Genomic DNA, 17,437 nt, shown 5'->3' with positions numbered 1-17,437 from the left:
AGGATTGGGTCTGCGATATTGGCAGCGGCTACTGCCTAATAAGCAGATCGGCATTCTTGGGCAATCCTTGAGCGTTCATGACAGCAGGTAGGCTACCTGGAACGTTATTGGTTTCTTGAGGCCGACCATTTTGATTTCTAGCGATGGAATTTCTGATCAAGCTTCCATCCTCAACAAAAAAGGCGCCTGTGCGGCGCCTTTTTCCTGTTGCGGGATTAACTCAATACGCCTGTGAGGCATCGACCTGTACGGCCTTCTGCATCTTCGGCGGCAGCGGGTTGCTAGTATTGGTTGGCAGCGACTGTTGGTACAGGTTGGTCAGCATACCTTCCAGCGGCAGATTATCCGAAGAGTCGCCTACGGAAATCATGTAACGGCCAGCATCAGCAAGCCAGTTCCATGTGTTGACATCGAAGTAGGCCAGCGAACGCGCGTCCAGCTGAACGGTGACCTGCTTGGACTGGCCGGCTTTCAGGAACACTTTAGTAAAGCCTTTTAGCTCTTTCTTCGGACGGTCAATCATTGCCTTTTTGGGGCTGACATAAACCTGGGCTGTTTCATAGCCATCCTTATTGCCGGTGTTGGTGACGGTAAAGGTGACGTCGATGGTTGAACCAGGTGTCAGCGACTTTGGACCAATCTTCAGGTCAGAGAAGCTGAACGTGGTATATGACAGACCGAAACCAAACGGGAAGAGTGGCTTGGTACGCTGCTTATCCAACCCGCGATATCCCATATATACACCTTCCGAATATGTCATCTCGGTCTGGGCATTGTCACCCACGTACAGATCCGGATTCGGGTAACTGGCATAGGCAGGATTATCCTGGATACGTTTTTCGATCGAGATCGGCAGCTTGGCAGAGGGGTTGGTATCGCCAAACAAGATTTCCGCCAGGGCCTGACCGCCCAACTGACCAGGATACCAGGCATGTAATACGGCCTTGGACTTCTTCACCCAGGGCTCAAGGTTCATGCCGCCACCGCCATGCAGCACAACGATGGTGTTGCGGTTGGCCTTGATGACATTCTGGATAAGATCGCTCTGGTACTCAGGCAGATCGAATCCATGATCCGATGCTTCGCCTTCGTACTCGCTGTTGAAGCCTACGGCTACCATGACAGCGTCATATTGGCTCAGGTCTTTAGGCGCAGCCAGCGACGCCCAGCTCATCTGCAGACCATACAGGCTACCCGACGTTGGAATATAGTGATCGTTGACGCGGCTATATTCGAGCTTGATGTCATAGGTCTGGCCGGCTTTGAGGTTATATGCCTTGCCCGAATGGGAGATTGAGTCCGCCAGGTCGTTGGACAATGGTTTGCCATCGAAGTCGATGACCAGCTTGTTGTCTACCCATAGCTTGTAAGCGCCATCACCACGTACCTTGAATACCTGGTCGCCATTGACGGTCGGTTTGATTTTGCCGGTAAAGCGGGCCGAGAAATTATCCTGCTCCGGGCTGAAGCCATCAATGGTAGTGACGCCATTGGCCGTGACGTTCTGTGCCTTCAGGAAATCCCAGTTTATACCGGGTTCAATACGCTTGACGGCGGGCTCGCCCGAGAAGTTTGGATTGTTGAAGTATTCAGCTGTCAGACCTGCTACGGTCTCGGTGGAGCCGGTGCTATCACTGGAGGTATACCACTCCGACGTTTGCGGATCGAGAGACAGTGCCTGGATATAGGTGATCTGGCTTTGATCCTGCGCCAGTTGCTGCAGGCCTTGCAGCTCGGTGGTATAGGTATTGGCGGCAGACCAACCGGTACCGAAGGGGTAGGGTGGGCGCTGCTTGGCGATATCACCAATCACAGCAATGCGTGCGGTTTTAGGCAGCGGCAGCAGGTTATTGGAAGAGCCTTTTGCTTTCTCGTTCTGTAGCAGAACGATGCCCTGCCGGGCCATATCAAGGGACGTGCTCAGACTGCGCGGATCGTTACCTATGTGCGATGCGGTCGGCAGGCCTTTGTCAAAGCCAAAGCCAATCATGGCGCGCAGGTTACGACGGACCTTCTCGTCGATCACTGACACCGGCAACTGACCACTCCACACGTACGGCATCAGAACAGATTCGTTCATCTGTAGGCCGCTGGGCATGTCTAGATCAGCACCAGCCATCGCCGCCTTGTAGCCGTTCTGGATGGAGTTGAAGTCGCTGACAACGAAACCTTTGAAACCCCATTCGCCCTTGAGCATGTCGGCGATCATGCTGTGGCTTTCGCAGGCATAATCGCCGTTGATCTTGTTGAAACCGCACATGATCGACGCAGGGTTGGCATTCTTGACCAGAGACTCGAAGCCGGGCAGGTAGATTTCACGCAGGGTGCGATTGTCGACCTTCACATTCAGGTAATGGCGGTTGGCCTCCTGCTCGTTCGCGACAAAGTGCTTGGCACCTGTCCAGATACCTTGAGCTTCGATGCCATTGGCGACAGCTGGCGCCAGCACGGCACCCAGGAAGGGATCTTCGCCGGTCAGGTGCTCAGCAGAGCGGCCATTGTAAGGCGTACGGTACATGTTGAGGCCGGGAGAGAGCAGTTGCTGTCCGCCCGATGCGCGAGTGTCGTAGCCAATAGCCAGACCGTAGGTTTTGGCCAGGTCCACGTTCCAGGTTGCTGCCAGCGCGGACTGGGCAGGGTACTGCACCCCGAACATGGTGCCTTCAACGGTTACGCCAAGAGAGGAATCGCGGGCTAGAGTGCCCGGCAAGCCAAACTTGGGCATGGCACGCATCATGTAGCCGTTATCGATATTGATGTAGCTGATTTTGTCCGACAGGGACATCTGGGACAGGATCGACTCGACTCTGCTTTCGACTTCCGGACCTTGCTTGAGGGGGGCAGCCCAGGCGCAGCTGGCACTTGCCAAGGCTACGGCTAGCAAGGATCTGCTGGCCACAGGAAAAACACGAGTAGGTTTCTGCATGTTGGTGGGGGTCCATCCTAGGATTTACATAATCAGCGTGAGGCTGATCTCATTTGGAATATGAAGGGCGCTTAAAATAACCGTACTGTTCAGTTTAGTTATTGGACAAGTTCACACTTTTGAAAGCAAAGCGCTATTACTTTGCTTTTATCTGGTGGCCTATGAGTATTAAAACGCTATTAAGTTTCCTGGTGTGACGATCTGCCTTAGCATGGCAGGATTATGTTGGTGATCATGGACGCAGGATGAGAACGAAAAGCCCAAGCAAACGCCGCGAAATAGTGGACGTTGCCTCGACGGTTTTTATGGAGTTGGGCTTTGATCAGGCATCTATGTCTGAAATTGCCAGCCGCGTAGGCGGTTCAAAAGCGACGCTCTACAACTATTTCAGCTCCAAGGAAGAGCTGTTTGCCGAATGTATCCGCGCCAATGCTGCCAAGCATTTTGAGCCAATATTTGCGCACCTTCCGCTAGACGCCGATTTGCCCGAGATGCTGGAGCGATTTGGTAATGAATATGTCCAGACCATTATTCGACCCGAAATCATGCAGGGCCGACGCCTGGTGCAATCGAGTGCAGGAAACAGCCAGGTAGGGCTTATCTACTATGAGAACGGACCCAGGATTGGCTGGTCCCGAATGGCAGAGGTGCTCCGTAACGCCATGGATAACGGTGTATTGGAACCTTCTGATCCTTGGGTAGCGGCGCTACATCTCAAGGCTTTGCTGGAGGCCGAGTTCCATGAGCAGGCTATGCTGGCGTTAGAGCCCGCCATTGACCCGAGCCTGATCGGCCCCGCCGTGCAAAGGGCGGTAGCCTTCTTTCTAAAGGGGTATCGTCCGCAGACGTAACCTGTCGCTTTTTAGGGGGAGGGTTTGGGCTTGTTCTGGTGAAGTGCGGAGCATTTCGGCTGCTGCTTCGGTGGCCTGAGGTGTAGATTCACGGTGTAGGCCTTGAAGTACCCCTTTACGGTCTGCTTCGCTGCGGTTCTGGCTCATCTTCCATTTTCCTTCCAAGCGGGAAACGTGGATTTCTATACCGACAATTCGAGACAATTGCTCGTCAATGAAGTCGGCTGGCGCATCGGTCATTCTCCAGGGCGTGTCCTGAGTAGCCTCATGTGCACGGGTCAGGCGAGCCACAAGGCCTCTGACCCATTGGGCATCGTCTCTGACCTTGATCTGTCCGTAGGCATGTACGGTGGCATAGTTATAAGTCGGCACGACCCGGTGCGTTTCAAGTTTACTGGCATACCAAGAAGGTGAAATATAGGCGCTTGGCCCCTGGAAGATGACAAGCGTTTCGTCATGGCCATTAAGCGCTTCCTGCCAGAGCTGGCTGGCACGCGCCACATGAGCCTTGAGAATGCCTAGACCCGTCTCCTCGCTTTCCAGCAAAAACGGAAGATGTTCGGCAGACAAACCATGACTTCCCTGTATAACCAAGGCACCCAACGGGTGCTCCTTGACGAAGCGATGCAGAACGGCTAGGTCCGTTTCCTTGAAAGGGGTCGGAAGGTACATGCGCAAGGCTCCGTTAGAGAATCAACGTAACCTTAACGGTATGCCTCCAGAGACAACCATATACAGAATGCAGCAGATTAGACATTACAGTTATGAGGTCCGTGCTGTATTACGGAATGCCATTCCTACCATAGACCAGAAAACCGGAGCGCTCAGCCAGCCGATCATAATAAGTGTTCAAGGCGGGTAGGTAAGGATGTGTTACAGGCGTTTCGAACCATCGGTTCACAGAAAGACCGATCGGAATGTCCGCAAGCGAAAAGACTTCACCTGCTACATAACCCTTGGTTTTCTGAAGCTGGGCGTCAAGTATGGCCATACATGCTGACCATTGGCGATGACTCTGGCTGATTTGTTCTGGATCCTGATGGCTGGATAACCGCCTTACCAGCGCTTGGAAGGCATAGCTCCAGGAGGGGTTCAGCGTAGAGGCCTGCCAGTCGATCCACTGATCAATGATGGCGCAAGCCTTATTCTCCACCGGATATAGAGCCTCTCCATTATAGTGGTTCGCCAGATAGCGAATGATTGAATTCGATTCCCACAAGACGAACCCTTTGTCCTGGATAACCGGGACCATGGCGTTGGGATTCAGAGCTAGAAAGTTCAGATCATCCGTTGGCCTGAACCCTGTGCCCCACTCTTCAAGAGTGAAGGGAATGCCAAGCTCTTCGCACGTCCACATGACCTTGCGAACATTGATCGATGTCGCCTTTCCCAGAACCGTCAGCATAGTATTCCCCTTTAGAGGTTACTGCTGATTCTACCCATTGCCTGAGATGGTTGGGTATTTCTCAGGACGTCAATGTTTCAAACCAGCCTGCATAGGGCGTGTTGGCAACTTGTCGGCGGTTATAGTCGGGCGCTCCGTCTGTCCACCACACGGGCCCACGCTCACCTAAAGCGCGCTTGGCTTCATCGACCCGGTGGCGCGCCTGCTGTTCAGCCGCTTTGTCGTGGTTGCGCTTCGCTTGGCCCACCTCTCTGCGCGCCGTCATCAACTCGTGGGTAAGCACCTTGCGTTGCGCCTCTGGAAGTGCAGGATTGGTGCATCGCCAGAGTTGACCACGTACCACGAAATAGCGGCCATCAGGCGTAACGGGGTAGAGAGGCGTATCAATACTCATAGGTCCGCATATATGCCCGTGAAGATTGTTTAGAGCGTTGAGCGAACAGGCGTATTTGCCCGAAAGGCGCTAGGAAAACAGCAGCGCAAGCTGACCTGTGGCGAACACGGAGCATGCTTCATGGATAGTGGTTTAATCATATACCGCAGCGGGTTGATCAACTGGAGGTGTTGTTCAACCCGTTCAAGAAGGGTCAGGTGCTGGGAGTCGCAGAGTACGCAACACCCGTTACCATATCGATTAGCTGGCCGATCGACCACGGTTTGGGCAGAAACCTGACCTTGTACTTGATGCTGGCGGTGGCTGGCGTGTCATAACCGGACATTACGATGATCGGGATATGAGGCCATGTAGCGCCTACATGATTGGCAAGTTGGGCACCCTCCATCGAGCCTGGCATACGGATGTCGGTGATCAGCAGGTCGATATCTGCCGCCTTGTCCTGCAGAAGGGCATGAGCCACGTCGGCCGACTCTGCGGTCATGACGTTGAAGCCCTCGCCATCCAGAAGCTCACGGACGAATTCCCGAATCACTTCCTCATCTTCTACAACGAGAACAGTGGAGGGGGTGCGGTTGGTACCTTGTGTCGATTGTTGACTATACATATGTCAGTGCTTTTCCAGATATCTGCCAGAAGCCGTCGTCAAACGGATGTACTCGGAGGACTCGGCGTATTCCCTATGTGGTTCGAAGAAATGGACACAAAGAGAGTGATTAAGTGCCAGCCGGAGTCATGATATTGGCGAATTTGTTGTATCCGTACAGGCTTGGCCAAAGCGTTAGGCTTGGATCTGGACGAATAGCTTACAAGCAAGCAGATGTATAAAAGCCAGCAAGATGCTGGCTTTTCATGCAGGTACCGTTTATTTTCTGACCCACTTTCCATTGAGCTGGATGTATTGCCCCGCGGGTGTCTTCTCGATCGCCTTCTTGCCGGCGATGGCTTCTACATCACCCAGCTGGATGCCATTTTGCTGAGCCAGACGCTGGTACTCATCGCGGCGGGCCTGATTGATCAGATTGGCAATTTCGGTGCCTTGGTTGCTCCCGTCAACCGCGCCCAAGTAGCCATTGGGTTGTTCGCCCACCTGGCCACTTGCCTTGGCATGGCTCAGGGTGGCCATCGCCTCGTTGAGGCTCATGGCCCAGGCGGGACTGGTGAAAAGCAAGGCCAGCATCAAACTGGCAACACGGATTCGCATGGCTGGCTCCTTAGAATAGACCGCTGTTTTCGCTGAGAACGTTATCCAGTGCCTTGTCTACTTTGATGTAGATTTCATGCTGGATTTTTACGTTCAGGTTGATGTTGATCGGCTCGTTTGGAACCGCGACCTGTACGGTAGGTGTACAGGCTGCTGTCAGAAGGCATAAAAGCAATATGCCGAATAGTGGGCGCAACCCCATCAGGGCTTCTCCTCGGTTTTGGGGCCAGTTTGATCACGACGCAGGCGTTCCTGCACACGACGTTGAATGGTGTCGCTGACCCGGTCAGTCAGTTGCAGACTGGTCAGTAGTTGCGGAATGTTTTCTTCAAGGTTGATTCCAAAGTTGAACGCTCGTCCCTTTTCAATATCAGGGTTGCGGCCCTCCAGGCGGAGTGAAAGCATCAGTGTACCGTCTTCACGGTAATCAACGCCGCTACGCAGTACCTCGTAATGGAAATCGTCGAGCGCATCGGCTACCAGTTTCATCCCGGGGTTGCTCCGCCCCAGCGCTTTGATTCGATCCGAGCGGAAGCGTAGCACGCCTGCTCCACGTGCGCCGACAACGCCTTGCTCGACGCGAATACCCTGGCGCGTCCAGTGCAGGGGTAACTGCCCGTCAATTATACCTTCGCCGCTGAGCCCCTCGGTCGGGTAGGCTTCCAATAGTGAAGCGACTTGCAGACCTGAGAGATGCACCGGCAGCGCAAGTGTGAAGTCGCCCAGGTTGCCTTGGCCTGGCGGTATCCACAGGCGACCTCCCAATATGGCCGTTTGAGCCTGTTGCCAGGACAGCGTGCCGGCCAGTGGATCATCCAGCCGAGCGCGATAGGCGCCGCTCAATTCAAGAGGACCTAGAGTAAACCCTGGGTTAAGGCTATCGGCTTTGAACGCAGGCAATGCTACGCTCAGCTGATCGTTATTCAAATCAAGCGCAACCTTTGCAACAACGCCATTCATTTCCAGACGATCGTAAATGCCGCCCAGACCTTGAGCATCCAGATCAATATTCAGGTTCATGTCGCCTTGTTGAGGGATACGAAGGGCAAGCTGACCGTCAAGACGTCCCGTATTGAATTCCAGCAAGGCCGGCCAAGCGGTAAATGTGGCTGCAAAGGGATTTCCAGCCCGCATGAATAATGTGTCCAGTGTGCCTTCCAGGACGAATGACTGATCAGGAGACTGACGAAGCCGGGTCTTGAGGCTGAGGCCTGTATCGGTCTTAAGTGTACCATTTAGACCTAGCGCCCGATCCGTCAACTCAAGCTGTCCATTCCAGTTCCATTTGGCAGCCTTGAGCTGCGGGTGAGCAATGCGCTTGGTCTCGAGCTGAGTGTTGCCCTTCAATGTGAAATGCACGTCCTGCTGATCGTCCAGCCGCCCCATCAGGTTGAGCCCAGGCGAAGTTGCAGATACGTTGTCCAGGCGTGTCCCTGAAGTACCGCTACCGATGTCCAGCTGGCGCGCACCTAGCATGATATTGGAGAAGGTCAGCTCAGCACTGCGCTGATCCATCTTCCCTTGCGCCTTCAGTTTGACGTCGAGAGTGTGAACGGCAACGTCGGATTGCTTAAAGTTTGGAACGGTTCCATGCAAATCAAGCCCATCCACCCGGAGGCGCCAAGGGGCCTGAGTAGCAACCTTAAGGCGTCCTTTCAGGTCCAGAGCTGCTTCGCCACGGGAGGTTAGGGTAACGTCGAGGGGGAGCAGCACGTCCGGCTGATCAATAGATGCAGGTGTCTGCGCCCGGATATGGAGTTGGTCGGGTCGTATACCCTGCGGGAGTTGGAGCTGCCAAGGTTGGTTCCTTACTGCAAGTTGCAGATCGGCTTGCAGGGCTCGAGGCATTACATAGCCGTGATCCACTGTAGCATCCACGCTGGCATCGCCTTGAAGTGATCCCAGTCCTGGCACTGGCCAGGCTTGGGGTAAATGCGCATCAAGCCGAATACTGCCTTGTGCATTAAGCAGGGACTGGAGGTTGTCAATTGTGTTAGGTAGGGATAACTGCCAGTCACCCTGTAGTCGAAGAGCACCCGGCAGGGATTCAGCGTTCACGGCAGGCATTGGCCACCACTGGTTGATCCAGTCCAGAACCCAGGGGCCTTCATTAAAGGCAGGGATCAGGAGGTCACCGCTCCAAGCCACTCCGTCGCCGTGGGGCGTTAGCGCAGTCCGTAGCACAAGCCTTGGCTGATCATCAATGGCAAGGTTGGCTGTCAGGCGCGGTGCCTCCGGTGTGCCCTCAAGCAAGGCCAGGGTTTGTAGTGTGCGCCCATCATGACGAAGCGTGAGCTCCAGGCTGAGGGGCAAGGCCTGGTTGTTTGCCTGGCTTGCACTCAAGGAGCCCTCTAACCTGCATTGGCCTTGTGCGCAGGGCAGAGACAACGTGAAATCAGGTGCATCCAGACGATCGGGTAGCCATGTCGGTATGGCGAGAGGAGTGTCAAGGTGCAGAGGGCCAATAGGCTCACCGCTGGTACCGTTTGGAATAGCAGCCAGCGCGAGCTCAACGTGATCGATCCTGAGATGACGCCCGGTCCACTCAAACATCAGTGGCCCGGTGTTGAGTGACTGCTCTGTACCATCTTTATCGGCTTGGACAAGCGATAGGCTCTGTAACCCTATCGAGTGAGTATTCAGATACAGCCCTTGTAGATTCCAGTGTGTAATACCCAGCGAGCGAATCAACAACGCAAAGCCGAGCGAACCGGATGCCAGCAATAACAGGAAAACTACACTGGCCCAGCCTAAACGCCGAAACCAGCGTAGGGCGCGAGAAGAATTGACGTTAGACAGTGGACTCACCGCTCGAATACAGGCTCGACGTTAGGGTGAAGCGTCTAAACCACTGAATCAACCCTGGTGCCTTCGTTTTGCATTAAATGCTTATTTTTTCTTAGTAATACCAGCCCACTATAAAACAACTAAACTACCATAACACTTCTGTAATCAAGACGAAAAAGCCCCGGGTGTTTAACCCGGGGCTTGGCGAACACGCCAATGTTACAAGCAGAATGTTAAAACAAAGTTGAACACCAGGGCGGCGATGAAGCCGAGTGGCGCTGCCTTGAACAGGAGCTTGGGAAAGAGAGCAGAGCGGCTTTGTTCAGTGGGGCATGAGCCCAGCAGCAGGCTTCCACCGGAAGAGAAAGGCGAAATAGAGGTTGCCTGTGCCCCCGCCACGATGCAGATGAAAATGATCATCGGATCAATGGACAGGTTAGCGGCAATTGCGGGCACGATCGGGAAGAGCGCAGGTGTTACCACGCCCAATGTACTTGAGAACAAGGACATCAGCGCTGCGACCACACCAAAAGCAACAGGTACCAGGACGGCCGGTATATTGGCGCTGATCCAGGATGCCAGGAGATCAACCGTGCCGGCCTTGATCGCAACCGAGATCAGCATACCTACGCCACAGATCATGATGATGGTAGACCAGGGGAGCGTAGCCATGACCTTGCGCTCATCGCCCAGCTTGAGCAGCAGGGCAATCACGGAGAAAACACTGGCGATCAGACCAATATCCATCTTCGAGTTGATAAAGCTGATCGTGTCATTCTGCGGGAAGACAAGGTGGGCGATAGGAGCCAGCAAGACAAGCCCCATCATTAGAAGGGTCAACCACAGCGTGGTTTTCTGATCTTTCGTGAACGGCGTAGGTGCACTGATGTTGAACGCAGCCTCCCGCATGGATTGCTTGTGTCCGCTGAACAAGATAAACCCGGTGATGACCAGTAAAGGAATCACGATCGTACTGGCGAAAATACCAAAGCTGTTTATGAAGGCGGTTTCTTCCGGAATTCCCGCATTCACCATCAGGCTGCGGAAAATGATCCCGCTTTGGCTGGAAACAAAATTGGCCCCTCCGAGGGCTCCGTAGTTCACCGCCATCGCGCCCACGATGAGACTCATGCCCGTACGTTCACACAACAGCAACGTGATCGGCGCCATGAAGGCCAGTACGGTATAGTAACCCGCGCCTAAGGCAGCAATCAGGGCGGCAGTAACAAAGACGGCGTAGGGCAACAGGTAGGGTACTTTTCTGCAGCTGTACAGCAAATGCTCCGACAGTTTTTCCAGCGTGCCGTTAACGATGGCAAAACTGTAGAACAGGCATACCGAGAAAATGATAAAGAAGATTTTGAGCGGCCAGAGGTTGATGACTTCCGACGGACTCATACCCATCACAAACGAGCCGATCAGGTAAGCGAAGGCGATAGCAAACAGGCCTATATTGATCCGGGTCTTGTACCCGAGGACAATGGCAACGGCAATCGCCGTCACGACGAGCAGACTCATCATAATTGTCTTTCCTTGTTGTTATTGTCTGGTTTTCAGGGCTTGAACTTGAATAGTCTGGCCGGGTTGTCCACCAGCACTTTCCTTCTTTCCAGCGCATCCGGGAGGAGGGAGGTCATTATTGAAAACTGGGCATCATAATCGGTCTGGTCCTCGAAGCGGGTATGAGGCCAATCGCTACCCCATAACAGTTGATCAGAGTGCCCATAGGCGTTGCGCAATATATCAACCATCTGGGTGGCTTGCTCTAGACTGGCCTTGCTTCGATAGGTGGCGGACAGCTTGACCCATATAGCCGAGTCAGGCAGGAGCGACAGGAAGGCCTGATGTTCTGGCGTTTCAGGATCTATACAGCCGGCGGGCAAGCCGAAGTGGTCGATGACAACATTGACCCCTGCATCCAATAGCGTTGGAACGATAAGGCAGAGGTCTTCCATGGCACGCTGGATTTCGACCGACCAGTTTCGGTCGGCCATCTTCTTGAAAAAGGTTTGCCACCGTGGCTGTGAGTAATCTTCCAGCGGAAGCCCGACCAGGTTCAGTCTTACACCCACTACTCCTGCCTTTTCCAATTCATTGAGTTCGGCGTCACTGACTTCGGGATCGACTACCGCTGTCCCACGTAACCGTTCCGGATAGACCCGCAGCGCACCTACCATGAAGTTATTGTTGGTCCCCAGGAAGCTGGGCTGTACCAACACGCCATGGGAAAGCCCGCAATGCTCCAGATGAGCCAGATAGCTTTCCACAAGGGCATCGTAGTCAGGGCTGTAGCGGCGGTTTTCGGTCAGGGGAAGGTCACGGGAAAAAATATGTGCATGTGTATCGATACCCGTGATAGGCATATATGGCTGAGACATGGGCACTACCCTTGTTGTGTGTTTTTGGCAAAGGTAACCACCGCCCTTGCCTATAAAACATATATTCATCTATATGAATAGAGGACCGTATAGCGATGCGTGTTGGCTGTCAATGCATCACCCGATGGTGCTCGTGGTAAAGTAGGTCTACCAGTCGTTTGGATGACGATATGAACAACGAAAAGCTGGGACAGGATGAGCGTTTACCGCTCTATCAACGGTTGAGTGATGAAATACTGGCCAGGATTGCGTCAGGTGAATGGTTGCCAGGCCAGTCGATTCCCACCGAGGCTGAACTGACCAAGCTCTATGGCGTTGCCATCGGGACGGTAAGAAAGGCAGTGGATACGCTGGTGAGCGAGGGCTTGCTCGAACGAAGCCAGGGCAGGGGGACGTTTGTTCGTCGGCCAAGCTTCAATGCCTCATTCTTTCGTTTTTTTCGCCAGATAGATTCGTCCGGTAGCCAGGCTGTGCCGACCAGTCAGGTACTCAGCCGCACGCTCGAGCAGCCTCCTCAGGCCGTGATCCATGCACTAATTCTCAAGAAGCATGAGCAGGTAGTACATCTGGAGCGCGTCCGCGTTATCGAGGGACAGCGGAAATTCTATGAGGATATCTGGCTTCCCGGCTCGAAGTTTTCCAGGCTTCTAGACGTAGACCCGGGCAGGTTCGGCAATCTGCTTTATCCCTTTTACGAGCAGCAATGCGGCCAGCATGTCGCATCAGCGCAGGAAACGCTGACGGTGGAATCGGCTTCGGCTGAAACGGCTCGGATTCTGGAAATCGAGGAGGGCAAACCGGTTGTCGTGATCGAGCGTATCGCGCTGGGCTATGACCGGCTTCCCATCGAGTACAGAGTGTCTCGAGGTGCGGCAGAAGGCTTTCGTTACCAGGTCGAGATAACCTAAAGAGTCACTTTAAATCGGCCGTTTCCAATAATTATCCTGGACGTTCTCCACGGTATGTCTGATCAGACCACGCCCAATCTGCCTCTGAATGACAAGCGTTTTGCTGAGGTAGCCAGTCTTATTTCAACCGCTCGCCAGCGAGCGGTTCAGGCCGTCAACATCGAGTTGATCGATTTGTATTGGCGGGTAGGGGCGTATATCAGCGCCAAGCTTGAAACCGCGGAGTGGGGAGACGGGGTCGTCGATCAGTTGGCGCGCTATCTTGCACAGACTCAACCCGGCTTGCGTGGTTTCACTCGCGCCAATCTGTTCAGAATGCGCCAGTTCTATGAAGCGTACCGTAACGAACCATCACTAGCCGCTCTGGTACGGCAGTTACCATGGACCCACAACCTCATTATTCTCAGTCAGAGCAAGCGCCCCGAAGAACGTGAGTTCTATTTACGGCTGGCCATGCAGGAACGGTGGCCCAGCCGTGAGTTGGAGCGGCAGTTCAAGTCTGCACTTTTTGAGCGCTCCGTTACGCAGCCTGCAAAAGTCTCAGCAGCGCTGAGACAAAGTCATCCTGAGGCGCTGAGTGTGTTCAGGGATGCCTATATGGTCGAATTTCTTGGGCTTCCGGAGGGACATGCAGAGGCTGATTTGCACCACGGACTGCTGCAGCGACTCAGGAATTTTCTGATCGAACTCGGGCGGGATTTCTGCTTCGTCGGCTCCGAGTATCCCTTACAGGTGGGTGGACGGGATTTCGCGTTGGACCTGCTGTTCTTCCATCGGGGCCTGAACTGCTTGGTGGCCATCGAGCTCAAGGTAGGCCGATTCGAGCCGGAATATCTGGGTAAACTCGAGTTCTACCTTGAGGCGCTGGACCGCACCGTACGCAAGGCACATGAAAATCCGGCAATTGGTGTTCTGCTCTGTGCCAGCAAGGATGATGAAGTCGTTGAGTACGCGTTGAATCGATCTTTGTCGCCTGCGCTTGTAGCGGAATACCAGACCCATTTGCCCGACAAGAAACTACTGCAGGAAAAGCTGCATGAGTTTTATCGGTTGAATATTACTGGTGAATCAGAAAGCTGAGAGAAATCGATAGGCGGTCCGTTGCCCTGGCTAGACCTTATAAAACGCTTTTAGCGCGCTAGTTAGCCTAACCACCCGTCGAGCCTTGCCAAAGGTTATGAATCAGATGGCCGACACGTTCTGAATAGAACAGGTTGCTGATTCGAAAACTGTTTTACGGCAAGTCCGCGGCGAGCCAGTAGAGATAGGCAACCATTCATTGCGCTGCTAAAGGTGTTCCGATGTCCAGGTCGATCCATAAGAAAGTCGCCTTGTTACGCAAGACCTTCTTTTATGTAGGTTGGTCTTTGTTCTGGCTGCTTGTGTGGGACATAGCCGTCACAGCAGAGGCTATGCTGTACGTAAAAGACCCGATTGACTTGCCACTCACGCCCCTGACATTGCTTTGTTCAGCATTGGTAGTGCTGATCAGCTTTCGTAATAGCAGTGCCTATAACCGCTGGTGGGAAGCGCGTACCTTGTGGGGCGCAATGGTCAATAGCTCTCGCAGTTTCGGCCGGCAGGTGATGACACTTATTGATGATGTGGGCGTAGGGCGTAATCGAGTAAAGATGGTTCTTCTGCTACGTCATATGGCCTATATCAATGCACTGCGCGCACATCTGAAGGGTACCTCATGCGCAGAGGCTGCGGGACCCTACCTGGCCCGGCACGAGTTATCAATGGCTGAAGGCAGCAGCAATTTCCCCAACGACATACTCAACGGCACCGCACAACTATTGGTCAGAGAACTAAACCAGGGTCGCCTCGATAGTATCCGGTTGGCACGAATTGAATCGACTCTCGTGGATATGTCCAACTGCCAGGGCGGCATGGAACGCATTAACAACACGCCATTACCTTATCCCTATGTCTATTTTCCAAGACTTTTTACAACGCTCTTTTGCATCATCATGCCCATGGGGCTAGTCAGTACATTAGGCTGGTACACCCCTGTTGTTTCCTCTGTGGTAGGTTTCATGCTGCTCGCATTAGAGCGAATAGGAACCGAGCTTCAGGCACCTTTTGCCGACAGCCAGCACCAGATCGCCATGGATAGTCTGTGCACAACGATTGAAAAGAATCTGCGTTCTTTGCTCCAGGAAACGGCGGCGCATGTAGCGGAGGAGGATCTGGTAGAGGCTATCCGAACAGTGCGTGTAGAACCCGCTGCACCTGCAGAGACCAGTGTCGTGAAATCCATCGCTAACCTGTAGGCAAACCGCCTCCTAGACTATGTTGCAGATGCTCGATAAATGTCCTCACTTTGGCTGAAAGGAAGCGGCGGTGAGGGTAAACAGCATAGAGAATGGGGGTGTAGCTGGTCTTCCATGCTTGCAGTAGCGGTACCAGGCGGCCAGCTTTTATGTCATCGCCAATGATGAAGCTTGGCTGCAGAATAATTCCATGACCTGCCAAGGCTGCAGTTCGCAAAACATCGCCGTTATTGGCCCGAAACATCCCGGATACCTTGACTCGTACTTCTTCTTCGTCGCGTTGAAAGAGCCATTCATTACCCTGGCGCGCGTACGTATAGTTGAGGCAGCGGTGTTGTCTGAGTTCCAGTGGATGCGCTGGCGTTCCATGCTGTTTCAGGTAGAGCGGTGAGGCACACACCACTACGTCGAGTACGGCCAGTTGACGTGCGACTAAGCTGGAGTCGTCGAGCTGACCAATACGTACTGCCAGATCGAAACCTTCCTCTACAAGGTCAACGACTCGGTCATTCAGTTCAAGATCAACATATACCTCTGGGTATTGCTCCATGTATCGGGCAATTACCGGGGCCAGCTGCAGGATGCCAAAGGAGAACGGGGCATTGACCCGTAGCCGCCCCCGCGGATGCTGGACATCAGACTGCAGGGCTGTTTCCAGGTCATCAAACTCGGCCAGCAACGGAAGAATGCGCTCATAGAGTGCACGACCCGCATCGGTAAGGCTTAGCTTGCGTGTCGTCCGGTTAAGCAGTCTCGCATCGTATTTACGCTCAAGAAAGGCGATCAGTTTCGTAAGTCCCGAGCGGGACAGTTCAAGTCGATCAGCGGCCGCAGCGAATGATCCTAGTTCCACTACTTTGACGAAGGCAGATAGCGCAGAAAGCGTATCCATATCGATTTCCAAAATGTAAATAATTCATTTTTATTTACCCTATTTATCTCTAAAAGGGAAATACAAAGAATAGCGGTATCTGACCGATCGCACCTTTTTCTAAGGATTTAACGATGGATACTCGTACCGCTTCCTATGCCGCGCTTCTGTTGCGCTTAGCGCTAGGTATCATGTTTCTGGCCCACGGCCTTACAAAGCTGTTCGTCTTTACCTTGCCGGGTACCGCACAGTTCTTTGAATCGGTTGGTTTTCCAGGCGTGCTGGCCTATCCGGTTACGGTCTTCGAAATTCTGGCGGGTGCAATGCTGACACTGGGCATCCTGCCTCGCTGGGTTGCAGCCGTTGCCGCGGTACAATTACTGGCAGCCTCTTCCGTACACTTTGGAAATGGCTGGTCATTTACCGCAGCTGATGGCGGCTGGGAGTATCCTGTTTTTCTGGCAGTCACGGCCGCTGCGTTGGCACTCCTGGGGCCTGGTGCCTTGGCTCTGAAGCCATCACTTCGTAAGGATTAAGGTTCTAAACCGCGCTGCACTCTTGAGGAGAACACCATGAGCCGACTTCCCACGATTTTCATATCCCACGGTTCGCCAATGGAGGCATTGGATGCAGGGCGGGCAGGGCAGGCCTGGACGGAGCTTGCCGCGGCGTTACTACGTCCGCGAACCATTGTAATGGTCTCCGCTCATTTTTCGGCGCCATATCCAGTGCTCGGAACGACCGCGCAGCATGACACCATCCATGACTTTTATGGATTTCCTCAGGCGCTTTATGCGCTGCGCTACAACGCGGCGGGTGAACCTGACCTGGCTTTTCAGCTGGCAGAGGCGTTACAGGCTCAGGGGTTGCCGGTACGTATTGATCCTAATCGCGGGCTGGATCATGGCGCGTGGGTGCCACTGCGTTACATGTATCCTGATGCCGATGTTCCAGTCGTCAACCTGTCCATTGATGAAAACAAGGGCCCCGCCTATCACTACCAGCTCGGTCAGGCATTAGCGTCATCATTGGCTGACGACGTACTCCTTATCGCGTCAGGCAGTCTGACACATAACCTGGGCGATTTTCGCAGGCCGCACCGGTCCGTTCCCCGCTACGTCACAGCCTTTCAGGCGTGGATGCAAGACCGCCTGAAGGCTCGAGATATAGCCGCTCTGCTGGACTACCGTGAGCAGTCACTGGAGGGCGTTCAGGCTCACCCGAGTGATGAGCACTTGTTACCTCTTTTCGTTGCATTGGGTGCAGCAGGTGAGCAAAGCGAGGCACGCGTATGGTTCAGCGAGATAAACCATCAGATACTGGCGATGGATGTATACCGGTTTGAGCGATCCGCTTGAGACACAGGTAAAAGAGCCCTCCGGCTGCAGGCTTTGCCTGATCTCGTGCAGCCTTTTCATTTTCTCGCTAATACAGGTA

General features: G+C 53.7%; 17 protein-coding genes. 6 read left to right on the top strand and 11 right to left on the bottom strand.

The window, feature by feature from the left end; genetic code table 11:
* Positions 1 to 220: 220 nt before the first annotated feature.
* Positions 221 to 2,926 (bottom strand): beta-glucosidase, encoded by a 2,706-nt coding sequence (locus tag HMPREF1487_RS20085; RefSeq protein ID WP_010798556.1) that lies wholly within the window; start codon positions 2,924 to 2,926, stop codon positions 221 to 223.
* Positions 2,927 to 3,171: 245 nt separating this feature from the next.
* Between HMPREF1487_RS20085 and HMPREF1487_RS20080 the strand changes: the two genes are divergently transcribed.
* Complete coding sequence (locus HMPREF1487_RS20080; protein ID WP_010798555.1) at positions 3,172 to 3,777, top strand: TetR/AcrR family transcriptional regulator; 606 nt, start codon at positions 3,172 to 3,174, stop codon at positions 3,775 to 3,777.
* On the opposite strand, the gene HMPREF1487_RS20075 is transcribed toward HMPREF1487_RS20080, so the two are convergent.
* The 9 genes from HMPREF1487_RS20075 to HMPREF1487_RS20035 form a co-directional block, all read right to left on the bottom strand.
* Positions 3,751 to 4,449: an FMN-binding negative transcriptional regulator gene (locus HMPREF1487_RS20075; RefSeq protein ID WP_010798554.1), complete on the bottom strand. Its 699-nt coding sequence runs from the start codon at positions 4,447 to 4,449 to the stop codon at positions 3,751 to 3,753. The two genes, HMPREF1487_RS20080 and HMPREF1487_RS20075, sit on opposite strands and share 27 nt — an antisense overlap.
* Positions 4,450 to 4,558: 109 nt before the next feature.
* On the bottom strand, positions 4,559 to 5,182 hold the full coding sequence (locus HMPREF1487_RS20070) for a glutathione S-transferase family protein (protein WP_010798553.1): 624 nt from the start codon (positions 5,180 to 5,182) through the stop codon (positions 4,559 to 4,561).
* A 61-nt stretch (positions 5,183 to 5,243) separates the two neighbouring features.
* Positions 5,244 to 5,576, bottom strand: coding sequence for a hypothetical protein (locus HMPREF1487_RS20065; RefSeq protein WP_010798552.1), 333 nt, complete (start codon positions 5,574 to 5,576; stop codon positions 5,244 to 5,246).
* 193 nt (positions 5,577 to 5,769) lie between these two features.
* On the bottom strand, positions 5,770 to 6,183 hold the full coding sequence (locus tag HMPREF1487_RS20060) for a response regulator (protein ID WP_010798551.1): 414 nt from the start codon (positions 6,181 to 6,183) through the stop codon (positions 5,770 to 5,772).
* A gap of 258 nt (positions 6,184 to 6,441) precedes the next feature.
* Positions 6,442 to 6,780: a YdbL family probable chaperone protein gene (locus HMPREF1487_RS20055; RefSeq protein WP_010798550.1), complete on the bottom strand. Its 339-nt coding sequence runs from the start codon at positions 6,778 to 6,780 to the stop codon at positions 6,442 to 6,444.
* Between the two features lie 10 nt (positions 6,781 to 6,790).
* Positions 6,791 to 6,982 (bottom strand): YnbE family lipoprotein, encoded by a 192-nt coding sequence (locus tag HMPREF1487_RS20050; RefSeq protein ID WP_010798549.1) that lies wholly within the window; start codon positions 6,980 to 6,982, stop codon positions 6,791 to 6,793.
* Positions 6,982 to 9,588 (bottom strand): intermembrane phospholipid transport YdbH family protein, encoded by a 2,607-nt coding sequence (locus tag HMPREF1487_RS20045; RefSeq protein ID WP_010798548.1) that lies wholly within the window; start codon positions 9,586 to 9,588, stop codon positions 6,982 to 6,984. The genes HMPREF1487_RS20050 and HMPREF1487_RS20045 overlap by 1 nt, the downstream gene beginning before the upstream one ends.
* Before the next feature lie 198 nt (positions 9,589 to 9,786).
* Positions 9,787 to 11,088, bottom strand: a complete 1,302-nt coding sequence (locus tag HMPREF1487_RS20040) for an SLC13 family permease (RefSeq protein ID WP_010798547.1) — start codon at positions 11,086 to 11,088, stop codon at positions 9,787 to 9,789.
* A gap of 32 nt (positions 11,089 to 11,120) precedes the next feature.
* Positions 11,121 to 11,945 carry an amidohydrolase family protein gene (locus HMPREF1487_RS20035; protein WP_010798546.1) on the bottom strand — a complete coding sequence of 275 codons (825 nt, stop codon included), beginning with the start codon at positions 11,943 to 11,945 and terminating at the stop codon, positions 11,121 to 11,123.
* A gap of 170 nt (positions 11,946 to 12,115) precedes the next feature.
* On the opposite strand from HMPREF1487_RS20035, the gene HMPREF1487_RS20030 reads away from it, so the two are divergent.
* The 3 genes from HMPREF1487_RS20030 to HMPREF1487_RS20020 all read left to right on the top strand — a co-directional run bounded on the left by HMPREF1487_RS20030 (position 12,116) and on the right by HMPREF1487_RS20020 (position 15,129).
* The gene (locus HMPREF1487_RS20030; RefSeq protein WP_010798545.1) at positions 12,116 to 12,853 is read left to right on the top strand and encodes a GntR family transcriptional regulator; all 738 of its coding nucleotides are present in this window, start codon (positions 12,116 to 12,118) and stop codon (positions 12,851 to 12,853) included.
* 54 nt (positions 12,854 to 12,907) lie between these two features.
* Positions 12,908 to 13,933, top strand: a complete 1,026-nt coding sequence (locus tag HMPREF1487_RS20025; protein WP_010798544.1) for a PDDEXK nuclease domain-containing protein — start codon at positions 12,908 to 12,910, stop codon at positions 13,931 to 13,933.
* Positions 13,934 to 14,154: 221 nt separating this feature from the next.
* On the top strand, positions 14,155 to 15,129 hold the full coding sequence (locus tag HMPREF1487_RS20020; protein ID WP_010798543.1) for a bestrophin family protein: 975 nt from the start codon (positions 14,155 to 14,157) through the stop codon (positions 15,127 to 15,129).
* On the opposite strand, the gene HMPREF1487_RS20015 is transcribed toward HMPREF1487_RS20020, so the two are convergent.
* Positions 15,119 to 16,021, bottom strand: coding sequence for a LysR family transcriptional regulator (locus tag HMPREF1487_RS20015; RefSeq protein WP_010798542.1), 903 nt, complete (start codon positions 16,019 to 16,021; stop codon positions 15,119 to 15,121). The genes HMPREF1487_RS20020 and HMPREF1487_RS20015 overlap by 11 nt on opposite strands.
* 113 nt (positions 16,022 to 16,134) lie before the next feature.
* Between HMPREF1487_RS20015 and HMPREF1487_RS20010 the strand changes: the two genes are divergently transcribed.
* Entirely contained in the window at positions 16,135 to 16,536 is a 402-nt protein-coding gene (locus HMPREF1487_RS20010; RefSeq protein ID WP_010798541.1) for a DoxX family protein, read from the top strand.
* A 36-nt stretch (positions 16,537 to 16,572) separates the two neighbouring features.
* Positions 16,573 to 17,358 (top strand): dioxygenase family protein, encoded by a 786-nt coding sequence (locus HMPREF1487_RS20005; RefSeq protein WP_010798540.1) that lies wholly within the window; start codon positions 16,573 to 16,575, stop codon positions 17,356 to 17,358.
* Positions 17,359 to 17,437 lie beyond the last annotated feature (79 nt).

Origin of the sequence: Pseudomonas sp. HPB0071 (assembly GCF_000478505.2) — a bacterium.
In the GTDB taxonomy this organism is placed as follows: Bacteria; Pseudomonadota; Gammaproteobacteria; order Pseudomonadales; family Pseudomonadaceae; genus Chryseomonas; species Chryseomonas luteola.
Note: the sequence above shows the minus strand (reverse complement) of the source record. Positions and strands in the feature narration are given on the sequence as shown.